At 50.2% G+C, this 15,799-nt stretch carries 19 protein-coding genes; 15 read left to right on the forward strand and 4 right to left on the reverse strand.

Annotation, left to right across the window (positions count from 1 at the left end):
• Window positions 1–36 precede the first annotated feature (36 nt).
• The 7 genes from KTH90_RS01960 (at window position 37) to KTH90_RS01990 (ending at window position 7,529) form a co-directional block, all read left to right on the forward strand.
• Entirely contained in the window at window positions 37–606 is a 570-nt protein-coding gene (locus tag KTH90_RS01960; protein ID WP_158352709.1) for a VOC family protein, read from the forward strand.
• Between the two features lie 3 nt (window positions 607–609).
• Window positions 610–1,293: a VOC family protein gene (locus KTH90_RS01965; RefSeq protein ID WP_158352708.1), complete on the forward strand. Its 684-nt coding sequence runs from the start codon at window positions 610–612 to the stop codon at window positions 1,291–1,293.
• A 42-nt stretch (window positions 1,294–1,335) separates the two neighbouring features.
• Window positions 1,336–2,751: a 6-phospho-beta-glucosidase gene (locus KTH90_RS01970; protein ID WP_158352707.1), complete on the forward strand. Its 1,416-nt coding sequence runs from the start codon at window positions 1,336–1,338 to the stop codon at window positions 2,749–2,751.
• Between the two features lie 15 nt (window positions 2,752–2,766).
• Complete coding sequence (locus KTH90_RS01975) at window positions 2,767–4,281, forward strand: sugar ABC transporter ATP-binding protein (protein WP_238726177.1); 1,515 nt, start codon at window positions 2,767–2,769, stop codon at window positions 4,279–4,281.
• Window positions 4,282–4,295: 14 nt separating this feature from the next.
• Window positions 4,296–5,258: an ABC transporter permease gene (locus KTH90_RS01980; RefSeq protein WP_158352706.1), complete on the forward strand. Its 963-nt coding sequence runs from the start codon at window positions 4,296–4,298 to the stop codon at window positions 5,256–5,258.
• A 33-nt stretch (window positions 5,259–5,291) separates the two neighbouring features.
• Complete coding sequence (locus KTH90_RS01985; protein ID WP_158352705.1) at window positions 5,292–6,470, forward strand: sugar ABC transporter substrate-binding protein; 1,179 nt, start codon at window positions 5,292–5,294, stop codon at window positions 6,468–6,470.
• 81 nt (window positions 6,471–6,551) lie between these two features.
• Window positions 6,552–7,529 carry an ABC transporter permease gene (locus KTH90_RS01990; RefSeq protein WP_158352704.1) on the forward strand — a complete coding sequence of 326 codons (978 nt, stop codon included), beginning with the start codon at window positions 6,552–6,554 and terminating at the stop codon, window positions 7,527–7,529.
• Between the two features lie 149 nt (window positions 7,530–7,678).
• On the opposite strand, the gene KTH90_RS01995 is transcribed toward KTH90_RS01990, so the two are convergent.
• From KTH90_RS01995 to KTH90_RS02005, 3 genes are read right to left on the reverse strand one after another with little or no spacing between them, the layout of a single operon-like run.
• Window positions 7,679–8,125, reverse strand: a complete 447-nt coding sequence (locus tag KTH90_RS01995; RefSeq protein WP_158342543.1) for an aspartate carbamoyltransferase regulatory subunit — start codon at window positions 8,123–8,125, stop codon at window positions 7,679–7,681.
• 4 nt (window positions 8,126–8,129) lie between these two features.
• Window positions 8,130–9,059 (reverse strand): aspartate carbamoyltransferase, encoded by a 930-nt coding sequence (gene pyrB / locus KTH90_RS02000; RefSeq protein WP_238726178.1) that lies wholly within the window; start codon window positions 9,057–9,059, stop codon window positions 8,130–8,132.
• Window positions 9,056–9,607: a nitroreductase family protein gene (locus KTH90_RS02005; protein WP_238726179.1), complete on the reverse strand. Its 552-nt coding sequence runs from the start codon at window positions 9,605–9,607 to the stop codon at window positions 9,056–9,058. Before KTH90_RS02005 ends, pyrB begins: the two co-directional genes overlap by 4 nt.
• Window positions 9,608–9,697: 90 nt before the next feature.
• Between KTH90_RS02005 and KTH90_RS02010 the strand changes: the two genes are divergently transcribed.
• The 6 genes from KTH90_RS02010 to KTH90_RS02035 all read left to right on the forward strand — a co-directional run bounded on the left by KTH90_RS02010 (window position 9,698) and on the right by KTH90_RS02035 (window position 13,375).
• On the forward strand, window positions 9,698–10,042 hold the full coding sequence (locus KTH90_RS02010) for a hypothetical protein (protein ID WP_158352701.1): 345 nt from the start codon (window positions 9,698–9,700) through the stop codon (window positions 10,040–10,042).
• 3 nt (window positions 10,043–10,045) lie between these two features.
• Entirely contained in the window at window positions 10,046–10,198 is a 153-nt protein-coding gene (locus tag KTH90_RS02015; protein ID WP_238726180.1) for a hypothetical protein, read from the forward strand.
• Window positions 10,199–10,201: 3 nt separating this feature from the next.
• On the forward strand, window positions 10,202–10,861 hold the full coding sequence (locus KTH90_RS02020) for an ABC transporter permease (protein WP_330655791.1): 660 nt from the start codon (window positions 10,202–10,204) through the stop codon (window positions 10,859–10,861).
• Between the two features lie 42 nt (window positions 10,862–10,903).
• Window positions 10,904–11,749: an ABC transporter permease gene (locus KTH90_RS02025; RefSeq protein ID WP_238726182.1), complete on the forward strand. Its 846-nt coding sequence runs from the start codon at window positions 10,904–10,906 to the stop codon at window positions 11,747–11,749.
• Window positions 11,750–11,851: 102 nt separating this feature from the next.
• Window positions 11,852–12,907 (forward strand): rhamnose ABC transporter substrate-binding protein, encoded by a 1,056-nt coding sequence (rhaS, locus tag KTH90_RS02030; RefSeq protein ID WP_158352700.1) that lies wholly within the window; start codon window positions 11,852–11,854, stop codon window positions 12,905–12,907.
• Window positions 12,908–13,000: 93 nt separating this feature from the next.
• Window positions 13,001–13,375 carry a PH domain-containing protein gene (locus KTH90_RS02035; RefSeq protein WP_158352699.1) on the forward strand — a complete coding sequence of 125 codons (375 nt, stop codon included), beginning with the start codon at window positions 13,001–13,003 and terminating at the stop codon, window positions 13,373–13,375.
• A 60-nt stretch (window positions 13,376–13,435) separates the two neighbouring features.
• On the opposite strand, the gene KTH90_RS02040 is transcribed toward KTH90_RS02035, so the two are convergent.
• Complete coding sequence (locus KTH90_RS02040; protein WP_158342539.1) at window positions 13,436–13,828, reverse strand: putative ABC transporter permease; 393 nt, start codon at window positions 13,826–13,828, stop codon at window positions 13,436–13,438.
• A gap of 60 nt (window positions 13,829–13,888) precedes the next feature.
• Between KTH90_RS02040 and KTH90_RS02045 the strand changes: the two genes are divergently transcribed.
• Both KTH90_RS02045 and folE read left to right on the forward strand, forming a co-directional pair.
• Entirely contained in the window at window positions 13,889–15,190 is a 1,302-nt protein-coding gene (locus KTH90_RS02045) for a bifunctional folylpolyglutamate synthase/dihydrofolate synthase (RefSeq protein WP_158352698.1), read from the forward strand.
• Window positions 15,183–15,737, forward strand: a complete 555-nt coding sequence (folE, locus tag KTH90_RS02050; protein WP_158352697.1) for a GTP cyclohydrolase I FolE — start codon at window positions 15,183–15,185, stop codon at window positions 15,735–15,737. Before KTH90_RS02045 ends, folE begins: the two co-directional genes overlap by 8 nt.
• Window positions 15,738–15,799: the final 62 nt, after the last annotated feature.

The raw sequence follows: 15,799 nt of genomic DNA on the forward strand, positions 1-15,799 counted from the left end.
TTACATATAAAATATTTAAAAGAGAGGATGAACACAATGGAAAAAGGAAAAATCACTTACCCTAATCCCGGCCGGCGGCCCAAAAAGTTCACAGCTAAGAGCCTGCATGGCAGAACCAGACTGTATGTCATTACCTACAAGGATCTGCGTCGGTTCCAGAACTTCTATATCAATGTATTTGGCTGGGACATGATCGAGATGCCGGTAGCTGCCAGCGGCGTTCCTGCCGGTGACGAGCATCCGTCGCTGCTCATGGCCACCGGGCCCGCGCAGTATGATTATGAGGGCTGCACCCCGGGGCACATGAATATGTTTGTACACTGGGCTCCCGGAGAGATTGAGAAACCCGGTCCCTTCATGGAGATCCATATGGACAGACCCCTGGAGGAAACCATCCAGAAGATCATCGATCACGGCGGCAAGCTGATTCTGGATAAAACAAAATCTGCACTGGCCAAGCCTCTGGACGATAGCAAGCAGAGCTGGGAAATCCATGCGGTCATAGAGGATCCGGCAGGTAATTATCTGTATCTGTGGAAATGCCCGTCCTCCCGTACCTGGGATGAGTTGGAGGCGGAGTACGATATTGAGGATGAGGAGGAATAAGCTATGAAGAAAATATATACCTGTTTTGCATGCGGTTTTCCCATTGCGTTTGAGGAAACAGAGGTTCCCGCACATTGCCCCGGCTGCGGCGCGCCCAGAAGCCAGTTCCTGGAGGAACCCTGGTGCGGCAGCATAGAGAAGAGAAGAATCCATGTAGATCCGCCGGAAGTGGACCCGAACCGGGATCCTTTCGATATCTCCTTCCATCCGGCCAAGGACTTCGCTCCCCAGAAGGGAGACGGCCGTAACAGAAGATGGGTGATGGGATATGAGGAAGGACAGGCAGATGAGATGCGTTCCTTCTACACCGACCTCTTTGGCTGGGATATCATCGATACGGAAGAATCGGACCCGGAGAATCCTGCCATGTACTGCGCTACCGGCCCAGGCACGCCGGACTGGGAGCCCCGGGTGGCCTCCTTTGGCTATGGCTTCCTGAAGCCAAACAAGAAGGACAGCGAGATCACGCCCGCTCCTAGCTTTATCGTGGAAGTGAAAGATATTGAGGATACCCTGAAGAAGGTAAAGGAGTTCGGCGGCAAGGTGCTGCGGGAGCGGTATACGGAAGAAGGAAACGATTATGCAGTTGTCCAGGATACAGAAGGAAACCAGATGTATATCTGGGAGCAGAAGGATCTGGTGCCTGAGTATTGCACCAATCCGGTGATCAGAACCGGCGCTCAATAAAAGCTTGGATCTGTCAGGGATTGGCCTAAGATGAGGTGAAATATGTTAAGAGATGATTTTATGTGGGGAGGCGCCCTGGCAGCCCATCAGTTTGAAGGAGGTCTGCATGGGACTTCTAAGGGCTTAAGTGTGGCGGATGTGATGACATCCGGCGCTGCGGACCGCCCCAGAAGGATTACAGAAGGCGTGCTGGAAGGGGAATACTATCCAAACCACGAGGGTGTGGATTTTTACCATCATTATAAGGAAGATATTGCGCTGTTTGCCCAGATGGGGTTCCGGTCTTTCCGCACTTCAATCGCATGGAGCAGGATCTTTCCGAACGGCGATGAGGAGGTGCCCAACGAGGAAGGACTGGACTTCTACGACCGTGTGTTTGACGAACTGTTGAAATACGGTATAGAGCCGGTGGTAACCCTGTCTCATTTTGAAATGCCTTACCACCTGGCGAAGGAGTACGGAGGATTTACGAACCGTAAGACGATAGACTGCTTCCTGCGGTTCGCCGAGGCCTGCTTTTGCAGATACCGGGGAAAGGTTACCTACTGGCTCACTTTCAACGAGATCAATAACCAGATGAACTATAAGGCGGATATATTCGGCTGGGTCAGCGCCGGAGCACACTATCTGAGGTATGAGGATCCGGAGCTTGCCATGTACCAGAGTGTGCATTATCAATTAGTGGCCAGCGCTTTGGCAGTAAAATTAGGACATGAGATTGATCCGAACTATAAGATCGGAAATATGATCGCCATGACGCCGTTATATCCGCTGAACTGCAAGCCGGATAATCAGCTTCTCACGATAAAGAGGATGCACGAAAAATGGCTGTTCTGTGACGTGCAGTGCCGTGGGCATTACCCTGCTTATGCGGAAAAGCTGTTTGCGCACAAAGGCTTCCATTTGGATATTACGCCAGAGGACAGACAGGCGCTTGCGGCAGGGACTGTAGATTATATAGGGTTTTCCTACTATATGTCCAATACGGTGGATATAGATGCGGCAGAGCAGGAGGGGGCCATGCTCTCGTCTGTAAAAAATCCTTACGTTCCCACAACGGACTGGGGGTGGACCATTGACGCCAAGGGGCTGCGTTACGCGTTAAACTTGCTCTATGAGCGTTATGAAAAGCCGCTGTTCATCGTAGAGAACGGCCTGGGGGCGGAGGATGTAAAGGAACCGGATGGTTCCTGCCATGACTTTTACCGTATTGAATACCTGAAGGCGCATATTCAGCAGATGAAGACGGCTGTGGAGGAAGACGGCGTAGATGTCATGGGCTATACGCCCTGGGGATGTCTGGACTGTGTTTCCTTTACAACCGGCGAGATGAAGAAGCGTTACGGATTCATCTATGTAGACCGGGATGATGATGGAAATGGAACCATGGAGAGAAGCAGGAAGGATTCCTTCTACTGGTATCAGCAGGTAATCGCTTCCAATGGAGAGAACCTATAGTATGGGAAAGAAGGTGTGAATACAGTGGAGGGAAAGGTAGTCCTGAAGGTAGAAGGGCTGAACAAATCCTTCGGCCCGACAAAAGCGGTGGTGGACATGCATCTGGAAATCCATCCCGGCGAGATTCACGGACTGATCGGAGAAAACGGAAGCGGCAAATCAACAGTCACTTCCATGATCGCAGGCTGCCTGAAGCCGGACAGCGGCGTCATGATCATGAATGGGAAGAGGCATGAACCGAAAAGTATGCTGGAGGGCCGTGCCAGCGGTATCTGTATGCTGCTTCAGGAAAAGGGGACGATCAATCATCTGACTATCTCAGAAAATATATATTTGGGTGAGGAGAACCAATTCAGCAAAGGCGGCATTGTCAACCGCCGCAGGATGAACCAGGCAGCCAGAAAAGTGCTAGAGAGCATTGATCTGGGGCATGTGGAGCCATCCCATCTGATTGATGAATTGAGCTTCGAGGACCGGAAACTGGTGGAGGCCGGTATGGCCATGAAAGAGGATCCCAAGATTCTCATTGTGGATGAAACGACCACGGCATTGTCTCAAAAAGGGCGGGAGGTACTTTACCGCATCATGAGTCAGATGAAGGAGAAAGAAAAATCCGTGATCTTTATTTCCCATGACCTGGATGAATTAAAGCAGGTGTGTGACCGGGTGACGGTTATGCGCGACGGTGCCTATATCACGACCCTGTCGGGTGAGGAGATCACTGTGGACGCCATGCGGCATCATATGATAGGCAGGGATTTCAGCGATGGTTATTACCGCGTGGATTATGAGGACAATTATGACCATGACACGGTGATGCTGGAAGTGGATCACGTGAACCTGGGCAAAGCGCTCAAGGATGTGTCCCTCCAGCTTCACAAGGGCGAAATACTGGGCATCGGCGGCCTGACCGACTGCGGTATGCATGACCTGTGCAAGGTGATATACGGGCTGGTAAAGCCGGATTCCGGCGAAGTCAGACTCCCTCAAAAAGAGATTACGATACGAAATTCTACGCAGGCAGCGGAGAACGGCATGGGATACGTGCCTAAGGACCGGGAACTGGAGGGTCTGATGATGGCCGCCAGCATCAGGGATAACATTAACCTGATGTCCATGGACAAGGTGAAGAAGGGATTCCTGATCACTTCCGGCTCGACCCGGAAGCTGGCGGAGGAACAGGTGGATATGCTCCGCATTAAGATTGGGGGTCTGGAGCTACCTGTGTCCAGCTTAAGCGGCGGTAATAAGCAGAAGGTTTCTATCGCTAAATGCATGGCCAATGATGTGCAGATCTTTATCATGGATTGTCCCACCAGAGGCATTGACATCGGAGTCAAGGCAGCCATTTATTGTTTGCTGGAACAGTTTAAGGCACAGGGCAGAGCCATTCTTATGATATCCGAGGAACTGCCGGAGCTGCTGGGGATGGCGGACAATCTGTTAATTATGAAAGACGGCGAAATCACGGCACACATTCGGCGAAGCCCCGAAGTATCGGAGCATGATGTCATCGTCAAGATGATATAAGGGAGGTAGAGGTGATGAAGGAAAAGAAAGAAACAAAGAATAAATGGATTACCAAGGATTTGGTGAGAACCTATCTTCCCATATTGGCACTGGTATTCGTGGTTGCGCTGTTTGCCGCCTTAAGCGGGGGAACAACCCTGAAAATGACTAATATTAAGCAGATTATGCTTCAGTCCTGCACCTATATTGTGGCGGGCCTGGGAATTATATTTACCATGTCGCTGGGAAATATGGATATGTCCCTGGATGGAATTGTATGTCTGGGGGGCTGTCTGGGTCTGTTGGCGGCAGAGAGCCTGGGATCCTGGGTGGTAATCCCCGTGATATTTTTGGTTACGATTCTCTGCGAGATGGCGATCGGAAGCCTGAATATACTGCTGGGAATCAATAGTGTGATCGTGTCCTTTGCCGTATCCTTCTTTGGAAAGGGTGTGGCGGGATATATTATCGGCAGCCGAACGAAGAGCTTAAGCCTGCCGGGATCCTTAAGCTTTTTGTATAACCGGTCCCTTTATTTTGCAGTGACTATTGTGGCGATTATTGTGCTGTCCATACTGTTCCATTACACGAAGCTTGGAAAACGGGCCATGGCTATAGGATCAAACGCCAGCGCGGCAAAAGCGTCTGGTATTCACGTGGTGAAGTATAAGCTGCTGGCTTACCTGGTGGCAGGCGTTATGATGGGACTGGCGGTAACGCTGGTGGTGCTGCGGGCAGGATCTGCGGGAGCGACCTCCGGGTCCGGATTCCATGTGACGGTGCTGCTTATGATGGTTATCGGTGGAGCTTCCCTGACAGGCGGTACGAAAGAGAAGGTTTACAGTGTAGTAGTAGGCGTATTATTATTTTTGTGCCTGGAGAACGGACTGACAGTTCTGGGCGTGGATCCGAATATGATCGGCTTGATCGAAGGAATCATCTTTCTGGGGTCGGTGACCTTAACCTTCGACAGAGACGGTGTGCCATATATTTTATAAAATTATAAGTGAGAGAAAAAGGAGAAGAAGATTATGAAATCAAAAGGTGTGAAGAAGATGCTGGCGCTTGTATTGGCATTGTCAATGTCCATGGCGCTGCTGGCCGGCTGTGGAAATAACAAAGACAGCGAGGCGGCTGACAGCCAGACGAAGGACGGCGGCGCGGGGACTGTTTCGGAAAGCGGGAGCGGGGAAGAGGATTCGAAAGCTGCTGACAGTGATATCAGCATTGGTGTGGTTATCTGGTCTACGGATGACGGCCTGGGAGCGGACTCCAAGACTGCCCTGGACGCAGTGGCTGAGGATCTGAATGTAAGCCTGGTTTACCGGACCGGCAGCTATGACGCGGAGTCTCAGACAACGGACTATGAGAATCTGCTGGCGGCCGGCGTCGATGGTATCTTGTGCTGTGTAATCAATGACACCTCTACGGATGACTTGTTAAAGATATGTGAGGAAGCAGGAATTCCTATGCAGATTTTCTTCCGTAATATTATGGATGAGGATGCGTACAATTACTGCATGGCCAGTGACCTGTTTGCCGGATATATCTGTGAAGATGAGGGCGGCGCGGGCGTAGATATGGTAGACGAGCTGCTGGCTTCGGGCTGCACCACCTTCGGGCTGCTGAACCGCGAGGCTGGCAATGGCGTTATCGACCGCCGGCAGGCAGGCGTAATGGAATATCTGGATGAAAAAGGACTGACCTACTATGTATCCACCAGCAGCAATACCGCAACTGCTACCGATATGGTGGACGCTACCGACCAGCTGCTGGCTGCGCATTCCGATATTAACGGACTCATCTGTTCCTCTGGTTCTAACGGAGCGATCGACGCTATTATAACAGATCTCCAGGGCTCCGATATCAAGATTACCTCCTTTGACACACCTGTGGATATCCCTGGTTCCTTCGAAGCCGGTAACCTGGTAATGCTGACCACCGGCGCTCAGATTGACCCGGTATATGCGCTGATCAACTTGTACTGTAAGATTACCGGTAAGGCCAAGTCAGATACGCCTGCTGAGTACGGTTCCAATTATATCTACATGAAGTCTGCAGAGGATGCGGCAACCTATGAGCAGTATTTCAGCGAATTTAATACCTACACGGCAGAAGAGGTGCAGGGTTTAGTAGAGATGGATCTGGATTCCTTCGTAGCGGAGATGGGAAATTACAGCCTGGAAATGGTAGCGGAGAAGATGAAATAGGTATCTGCCCTGCAGTTGTAATTAGCAATACCAGCTGGGACTGCGTCAGCGCTGCGGTACCGGCCAGAGGAGAAGATTGGTATGAGTAAAAAAATCGCCTATAAGGCAAAAAATATTTTGATAGCAGTGGCAATCCCGCTAATTTTATATATTGTTTTGCTGTTGGCAGCGCCGCAGGCCATGGGAGACACACAGATCTTTGGAATTCTGCGTCAGGCCATGCTGCCCGCGATTCTGGCATGGGGTGTTGCATTTGCCTGTAAGCTGGGACTGTGGCATTTTGCGGCAGGGGCAAATGTGATTACGGGGATTATACTGGGTGCGGGAATCGCAAACCGGCTGGGAGGCGGTAATGCGCTGATAGCGATCAGCATTATCCTCATGTGTACTCTGATAGGACTCCTTTGCGGCCTTATCTATGTGTGGATAAAAGTCCCTTCAATCATTTCAACGGTGGGATGCATGCTGATTCTGGAGAGCGTGTCTGCACTGGCCTGGGGCGGCGGAGGCGTCAGCGTAGATAAGTCCTACGGTATATTTAACGGAAACGTGGTAGTGATTGCATGTACGGTAATTTGCTGCCTGATCGCATATTTCGTCTATTCCAGAACCAAGTACGGATTCAACTTGAAGGCTGTGGCCAGCGATATTAAAGTGGCGGAGCAGCAGGGTATCGACGTAAGGAAGGTGAAAGTGATATCCTTTGTTCTGGTCGGCCTGTTCAGCGGATTCTACGGTGTGCTGACCCTGGGCAGATCCTTTGTTCAGAATCCGACCACAAACATGGGAAGTATGGATATGGTATTCAACGCTATAATGTGCTTCTTCGTGGCGGCCGCTATCGAGAAGAGAATCAACCTGATTGCTGGCGTATTTATCGGCGCTGTGACCGTACAGCTTATAAAGTTCGGTATTGTAGCTATAGGCATTTCAGGTCAGTTCAACAACGCGGCAGTGGCAATCGCCCTGTTGGTATTCTGTGCCATCAGCAGCGAGAGCGGGCCCATGCTGAAGCTCCGGTCGAAGCTGCGGGTGTCCTTTGACAGAAGCCGGGCTTAAAATAAGTATGCTATAACCGAATAAAAGAGAAACCCTGAATGCGGAAGTTACGCCGGCGCAGGGGTTTCTCTTTCAATTTAAGCTCTGTTCATAATTTTGGGCTTTTGTAATCCGTTTTTTATTCCTCGGCTGTCCGCTCTTACGTCAGCTTACAGCCATTTCTTTTCCTGTCTCTTATCATATTTCTCTTCGCAGTATTTACAGCGGTAGACTTCTTTTTCCGGGTCTGTCAATACAAAGACCTGATCCAGTTCCTGTTCGATCGAGGAAATACAGCGGGGATTGTTGCACTTTATCACATTGCGGATCTCAGAGGGCATCTCCAGCGCTTTTTTGGCCACGATCTCACTGTCCTTGATGATGTTGACCGTGATATTGTGATCGATAAAGCCCAGGATATCCAGATCCAGCATATCGATGGGGCATTCCACCTTGATGATATCTTTCTTTCCCATCAGTTCGCTGCGGGCGTTCTTGATGATCGCCACACAGCAGTCCAGTTTGTCCAGATGCAGATAATGATAAATGGCCATGCTCTTTCCGGCCTGAATATGATCCAGTACGAAGCCTTCCTGTATACGTCCTACATTTAACATCAGTTTATTCTCCTTCCTCTACGTGGATGTCCAAAAGGGTCAGAATCAACGCCATTCTGGCGTAAACGCCGTACTGCACCTGCTTAAAATACGCAGCACGGGGATCATCATCCACTTCCACGGCTATCTCATTGACTCTGGGAAGGGGATGCAGGACCAGCATGTCCTCTCTGGCCAGGGCCATTTTTGCTTTGTCCAGGATGTAGAAATCTTTTAAGCGGACATAGTCTTCTTCATTGAAGAAACGTTCCTTCTGGACTCTGGTCATATAGAGGAGATCCAGTTCCGGCATGGCGTCTTCCAGACGTTCCACCTCTTTGTATTCGATATGGTTATTATTTAACACATCCTCCCGGATATAACTGGGAATCCGCAGCTCGTCGGGAGAGATGAAGACAAATTTTACATTTTCATAGCGGACCAGGGCATTGATCAGGGAATGAACGGTACGGCCGAATTTCAGATCGCCGCAAAGGCCGATGGTCAGGCTGCCTAACCGCCCCTTCAGGGAACGGATCGTATGCAGGTCGGTCAGCGTCTGAGTCGGATGCTGATGGCCGCCGTCACCGGCGTTAATCACCGGGATGGAAGATTTCGTGGCGGCTACCATGGGGGCACCTTCTTTTGGGTGACGCATGGCGCAGATATCCGCGTAGCAGGAGATCATGCGGATCGTATCGGATACGCTCTCTCCTTTGGCGGCGGAACTGGAACTGGCGGATGCGAAACCGATGACGTTACCGCCCAGATTCAGCATAGCTGTCTCGAAACTTAAACGGGTTCTGGTGCTGGGTTCGTAGAACAGGGTTGCGATTTTTTTACCGTCGCAGGCGTGGGCATATTTGGCCGGGTGCTTTTCAATGTCTGTGGCCAGATCTAACAGCTGATCTAATTCTTCCACTGAAAAATCCAAAGGGCTCATTAAGTGTCTCATTTGTTTTCCTCCTGTAGATATGTGAGTAATTGTTCTGTAGATTTTCGTCTGGGCGCATCCGTGGCATCGTCTGGGTAACCGACCGCAATCAGAGCCGCCAATTCCTGCGTATCCGGCAGGTGCAGCAGCCGGCTGATTCCCTCTATGTCAAACACGCCCATTATGACACTGCCAAGGCCTGCTTCGTGAGCGGCCAGACAGAATGTCTGGGCGGCGATTCCGGCATCGAACATCTGCCATTCCCCGTTTTTGGGCGTAGAAAAAGAACCGTCTCTTTCAAAACCGCTGCGGTTTTTCAAAAAGGTAAGCGCAATTAATAAAGGCGCGGAAGAAACAGTTTTGGAATTGAAAGCGGGTAAGTGGTCAGAAGCGATTGTCTGAAGAACCGACGAATCATCGATGGCGATGTATCGGGCGATTTGAGTGTTTTTCCAAGAGGGTGCGTAGGATGCGATAGAAATAATATGTTCCAACAGAGAATGTTCGATTTTATCTGGTTTAAATTGCCTTATGCTTCGTCTGGTACGAATACAGTCGAACGTGTTCATGTGATCCTCCTTGTAACATTTCTTTATATCATATACTAAATGTTTCGGAATTTCAACACAATTCTGACGGAAGTTTTTTCGGACGGTTTTGTGAAGTTTCGGAAGGCCGGGGACTTGGGACAAATCCGCCATAGGGAGGCCCGGACAGCGTCCCGGGCCGTGAGAAAGATACACAGGCCGGCTTCCCGGGAGCGCAGCCGGGCCAATAAACTTTTCCGGGAACTGAATATCAAAGCAACCGGGATTGATGACCTGGCGGACCAGGGGTTCGGAATTCTCCTGGTTTCTTCCGAGATGCAGGAAGTACTGTCCCTGTGTGACCGGATTCTCGTAATGAAAGAGGGGAGGATCCGGGGAGAATTAAGCGGACAAGAGGCGACTCAGGAAAAGATATTGGCATTGGCAATGGCGAGTGCGGCGGAAGGAAGTGAGTAGATCATGAAAAAAAGTAATCGAAACCCGGCGCTTTTCCGTGAAATGGGGATGATCGGAGCGATTCTGCTGCTGTGCCTGTTCGTGCAGATAAGAAATTCCAACTTCTTTACATGGGAAAATGTAGATGACGTGCTGACCAATACGGCTATATTGTGAATTTTGTCCGTAGGGATGATGATGGTGATTATCACCCGCGGAATTGACTTGTCCCTGGGATCAACACTGGCATTGGCGGGTATGGTAACGACAAAGGTGATGATTGTGTATCCCGGCCTTCCGATCCCGCTGGCTTTTTTGATGGGCATTGGGATTGGTACCCTATGCGGTTTTATTGTAGGCGCGATGGTGTCATGGGGAAGCGTTCCGCCGATTATCGCTTCGATGGGAATGATGAACGCCTACCGCGGGATCACTTTTTTGGTCAGTGACGGCCAATGGGTCAGTGCGCATCAGATGACCAATCCGTTTAAGGCGATTGCGACGGGACGGTTCCTGGGAATCAACAATCTGGTATTGATTGCGGTGCTTATCTTTATTGCCGCGTATGTGTTTTTGCAGCACACGAACCCGGGGAGACGAGTCTATGCAGTCGGGAGCAATCCGGAGGCGGCGGATGTAAGCGGGATACCGGTCAAAAAAATATTGTGCATGGTCTATATGATCATGGGAGCCCTTTCCGGGCTGTGCGGTATCCTCTGGGTATCCAAATATGCGTCCGCCCAGGGAAATACAGCCGCGGGTTACGAGATGAGCGTCATTGCCGCTTGTGTGCTCGGCGGTGATCATATTAATGGCGATTATCCTGAATGTATTGATTAAGCGCCGGATGGATTTCATGAATGCGAAAAGGAGGAAGATCTGATGAAAATCAAGCCTGGAAATTTGAAGCTTAAAAAATTTTTCCTTCAGTGGGAATGGATGCTGATTCTTATTTTCCTCATCATTAATATTGTCAATGCGTCAATCTCCGAATACTATCTGAATCTGTCTGCGCTGGTGGGGATAACGCAATCTTTTTTGGACAAGGCGTTTATTGTACTTCCCATGACCTTCGTATTATTATTGGGAGAAATCGATATCTCTCCGGCATCCACAGTCGCATTGTCCTCTGTGATTATGGCGGTATCCTATAATTATCTGGGAGTCCCCATGGGTGTGGCTGTTCTCATCTGCCTTGGGGCAGGGCTTTTGTGCGGAATGTTCAACGGGCTGGTCCTGGTCAAGTTTCCGGAACTCCCTCCCATGATTGTCACCCTGGCGACGCAGCTGCTGTACCGCGGAATTGCGCTGCTGATCCTGGAAGATCAGGCCTGCGGCGGATTCCCGGATTGGTTTCTGGAGCTGGGCTGGGGAGAGATCGCCGGAATTCCGCTGGTGCTGTTCCTGTTTGTCCTCTGCGCGGTGATTTTTACCCTGCTGCTTCATAAGACGAACTTTGGAAGATATGTCTACGCCATCGATGGACAGCACCAGGCCGAACGTGGCTACCGGATACGAGCTGGATGTCATAGCGATGGTGGTGTTAGGAGGAGTCAGCAGCCTGGGCGGAAAGGGCAGAATGGGGGGGCCGCTGATCGCTATTTTTATCATCGGGTTCCTGCGCTATGGGTTAGGGCTTATCAACCTGCAGTCGGAAGTGATCTTAATCGTGATAGGATGTCTGCTGGCAATCTCGGTATTGATTCCGAACATACACACAAGGCGTAGCAAAAAGCCGTCCCACACGGATGGAAGCCGGTAAATGAAAAAATACTTATGAAAATGTGATAGAACCTGGGAAAATAACCGGATCATACAAGGAGGATAAGTATGAGAAAGATAAGAAGATGGCTGGCTATATTAGTAACGGTAACTTTAAGTATGGGAATGCTCTATGGATGCGGTTCCGCTAAGGATACCCCGGCACAGGGGGAGAGTGATGCAGCGGGCGGTAAGAATATGAAATTCGCCATGATCAGCCGGATCACAGGAAATCCTTATGAGGAAAAACAGCTGAGCGGTTTCGCTGATGCAATCGAAGAACTGGGTTATGAAGCAATCACGAAAGCACCGGAAGCGCCTACGGCGGAAGCCCAGATCCAGATGATCGAAGACCTGATCAACCAGAAGGTGGACGGCATTGCCGTGGTGTGCAATGACCCGGAAGCGCTTTCCCCGGTCCTGAAAAAAGCCATAAAGAAAGGAATCAAAGTGATCTCCATCGATGGTCCGGCTCCCGTGGATGCCAGAATGATACATGTAAACCAGGCGGACTCTGAAGGAGTCGGCAGGATGCTGGTAAAAGCGGTGTCGGAGATGATGGAAGGGGAAGGACAGTTTGCCATATTAAGCGCCACCGCCCAGTCAGCCGAACAAAACGTGTGGATCGATTGGATGAAGGAAGAGTTAAAGGACCCCAAATACGATAAGATCGAGCTGGTGAAAACAGTATACGGCGATGACCTGCGCGATAAGAGTATCTCCGAGATGGAAGGCCTGCTCAAAAGTTATCCGGATCTGAAAGCAGTCGTGGCTCCCACTACGGTGGGAATGGCAGCCTGCGGTAAAGTAATTACGGATAAAGACCTAATCGGAAAAATAAAACTGACCGGGCTGGGTCTTCCCAGTGAGATGGCAGAATACATTACCAACGGCGCATGTCCCTACATGTATCTGTGGAATCCCATCGACAACGGCTACCTGGCGGGACAGACCGCTTATGCTCTGGCAGCAGGCCAGATTACGGGAGCTGAGGGGGATACGTTTACGGCTGGCAGGCTGGGCGAGAAATCTGTAATTACCATAGGAGACGGGACAGAGGTAACCTTGGGAGAACCCTTCGAATTCAATCCTGAGAATATCGAAGAGTGGAAGGATGTCTATTAAGGGATAGCTATTAAATATCATTAGTATTGCATTCATATTTCCTTTTGCGTATAATGTAGATAGTTTGACAAAGTGAAAAGCGGAGGAATGTGTATGGAATATAAGGAGAGGAAACGTGTGTTGTTTTTCGGACTGCCGTGGACCTTTACCAAATATATGGTGACGGAAGATCTGATTACGATCGACGAAGGTATCCTGAAAAAAGTGGAAAATGACTGCTATATGTATAAGATCCAGGATGTTACGCTGAACAATAGCCTTCTGGAGCGGATCTTTGGGCTGGGAACCGTCGTCTGTCATACCGGTGACACGACGCATCCGAAGCTGGAGCTTGTGCATATTAAGAACGCCAGGGAGATCAAGGATTATATACTGGTGGCTTCTGAGCAGGCGCGGATGAAGCGCAGGACGATGAACATGCTGGATATCGGAGCCGGAGATGAGTTCGATCTGCCCGACGACAGATAGCGGATGGATCAGCAGGCCGGACAGTTAAAGAAAAGATTACAACAAGGACGTGAAAGTCTCTCAGGATTTCACGTCCTTGCATAATACCTTCTCGTATAAAAGACCGGTTAAAAACCAGAGGGGCAGATAGTCCAGACGGACCAGCCCTTTATAATTGAGCTTTGCCTTGCTGTAATCCCAGGGACAGAGGTTGTATTTTTTCAGGAAGCTTCCGGTGAAAAACTCTGTCAGATAGATGCATACGGTGTAGATCATACCCCGCAGCCAGATGCTTTTGCTGCGGATACGCCGGTAGACGGGAGCCAGCAAAGCGGCGCTGCCGTAGATGGGGAACATCCAGATGGAGGTCTTGCCCATCAATTTTAATTCACGGCGGCGGAAGGAATTGAACGCCGTCCAGAAGATTTCCATGCACCAGCCAATGGTGCCGCATAAGATAAATTTGTGTTTCATAAACAATAGTATGAACACAGGAAATGAGAATTATTCGGAAATTAAAAGAAGGACCAGAAAATGGATTATAATGAGACCAGAAAATATATACAGAAGATAAGTTCTTATGGCAGTGTGCTGGGACTTGAGAGTATCCGGGAGCTGCTTAGAAGGCTGGGGAATCCGCAGGACCAGCTTAAATTTATTCATATTGCGGGTACCAACGGCAAGGGTTCCACGCTTGCTTTTTTATCTACGATACTCCTGGAAAGCGGTTATCGGGTCGGTAGATATCTGTCGCCGACTGTTTTTTGTTATGAGGAAAGGTTCCAGGTGGATGGAGCGCAGATATCGGAGGAGGAACTGGCCGCTTGTATGACGGTTGCGGCAGATGCGGCGGCAGAGATGGTTTTGGACGGCTGGGATCATCCGACGGTATTTGAAGTGGAGACCGCAGTTGCTTTTCTCTATTTTCTGCGGAAGAAATGCGACATTGTGGTGCTGGAAACCGGTATGGGCGGGAGCACGGACGCCACGAACATCGTGACTACCACGCAGTTAGCGGTGATCACTTCCATCAGTATGGATCACGCCCAGTGGCTTGGAAATACCCTGGAGGAGATCGCGCGCAAGAAAGCCGGAATTATGAAAAAGGGGATACCGGTTGTCTCAGCGGATCAGCCGGCCGGCGTGCTGGAGGTATTACAGGAAGAAGCCGGGAAACGAAACTGCCCGTTTACGAGAGTGGATATGCCATCTGTGAAAATTGCGTACAGCAGTTATCATATACAGACGTTTCAATATAAGAAATATAAGGAGCTTAACATTTTTCTGCCGGGATTATATCAGATTCCGAATGCGGCGCTGGCTGTGGAGGTGGTAGAGGTGCTCAGACAGCTGGGCTGGCGGATTACGGACAGGCAGTTGAAAGAGGGGCTTATGAATACCAGGTGGCCGGGACGGTTTACCGTGCTGTCAGAGAATCCGGTTATGATCATGGATGGGGCGCATAATCCGGATGCGGTCCTTATTTTAAAAAAATCCCTGCAATACTATTTTACAAATGCAAAATTTATTTATATAATGGGAGTGTTTGCAGATAAAGAATATGATAAAATGGCTGAAATCATCGCTCCCATGGCGGACAGAATCTTTACGGTGACGCCTCCGGATTCGGCGAGAGGCCTGCCGGCGGAAGAGCTGGCGCAGGCGGTACGAAGATATCAGCCGCGGACAGAAGCGGCGGGAAGCCTTGAGGAGGCTGTGGAACTGAGTATAAAAGCGGCGGGAGAGAGCGATGTGATCGCAGCGTTTGGTTCCCTGTCCTATCTTGGGGAACTGGCCGGTATTGTGAAGCGCAGGAAGGAAGAGATCCATGATTGATAAAGAAAAAGTAGAGGCGGCCGTACGCCTTTTGTTGGAAGGGATCGGGGAAGACATCCACCGGGAAGGCCTGGTGGAAACGCCGGCCAGAATAGCCCGGATGTATGAGGAAATCTACGGGGGAATGGATGAGGATGCGGCTTTGCATTTGTCCAAGACCTTTCAGGTGGACAGCCACGAGATGGTTCTGGAAAAAGATATCACATTCTACTCCACCTGTGAGCATCATCTGATGCCGTTCTACGGAAAGGCGCATGTGGCTTACATTCCGGACGGCCGGGTCCTGGGACTTAGCAAGCTGGCCAGAACGGTGGAGACGTTTGCCAGACGCCTGCAGATCCAGGAACAGCTGACCGTGCAGATCGCGGATGCTTTGATGGAACATCTGGCTCCCAGAGGCGTGATGGTAATGATGGAGGCGGAGCACATGTGCATGACTATGCGGGGGATCAAGAAGCCCGGCAGCCGTACGGTATCCATCGCAACCAGGGGTGTTTTTGAGGGGGATATGCAGCTTCAGAATACATTTTTCCAGATGATCAGGTAGCGGTGGGATACGAAGGCCGTGCAGTTGGCAGGATGTACGCCCACGTTTGGAGGACAAATGCG

The sequence above is a fragment of the Diplocloster modestus genome, assembly GCF_019042245.1.
Classification (GTDB): Bacteria; Bacillota; Clostridia; order Lachnospirales; family Lachnospiraceae; genus Diplocloster; species Diplocloster modestus.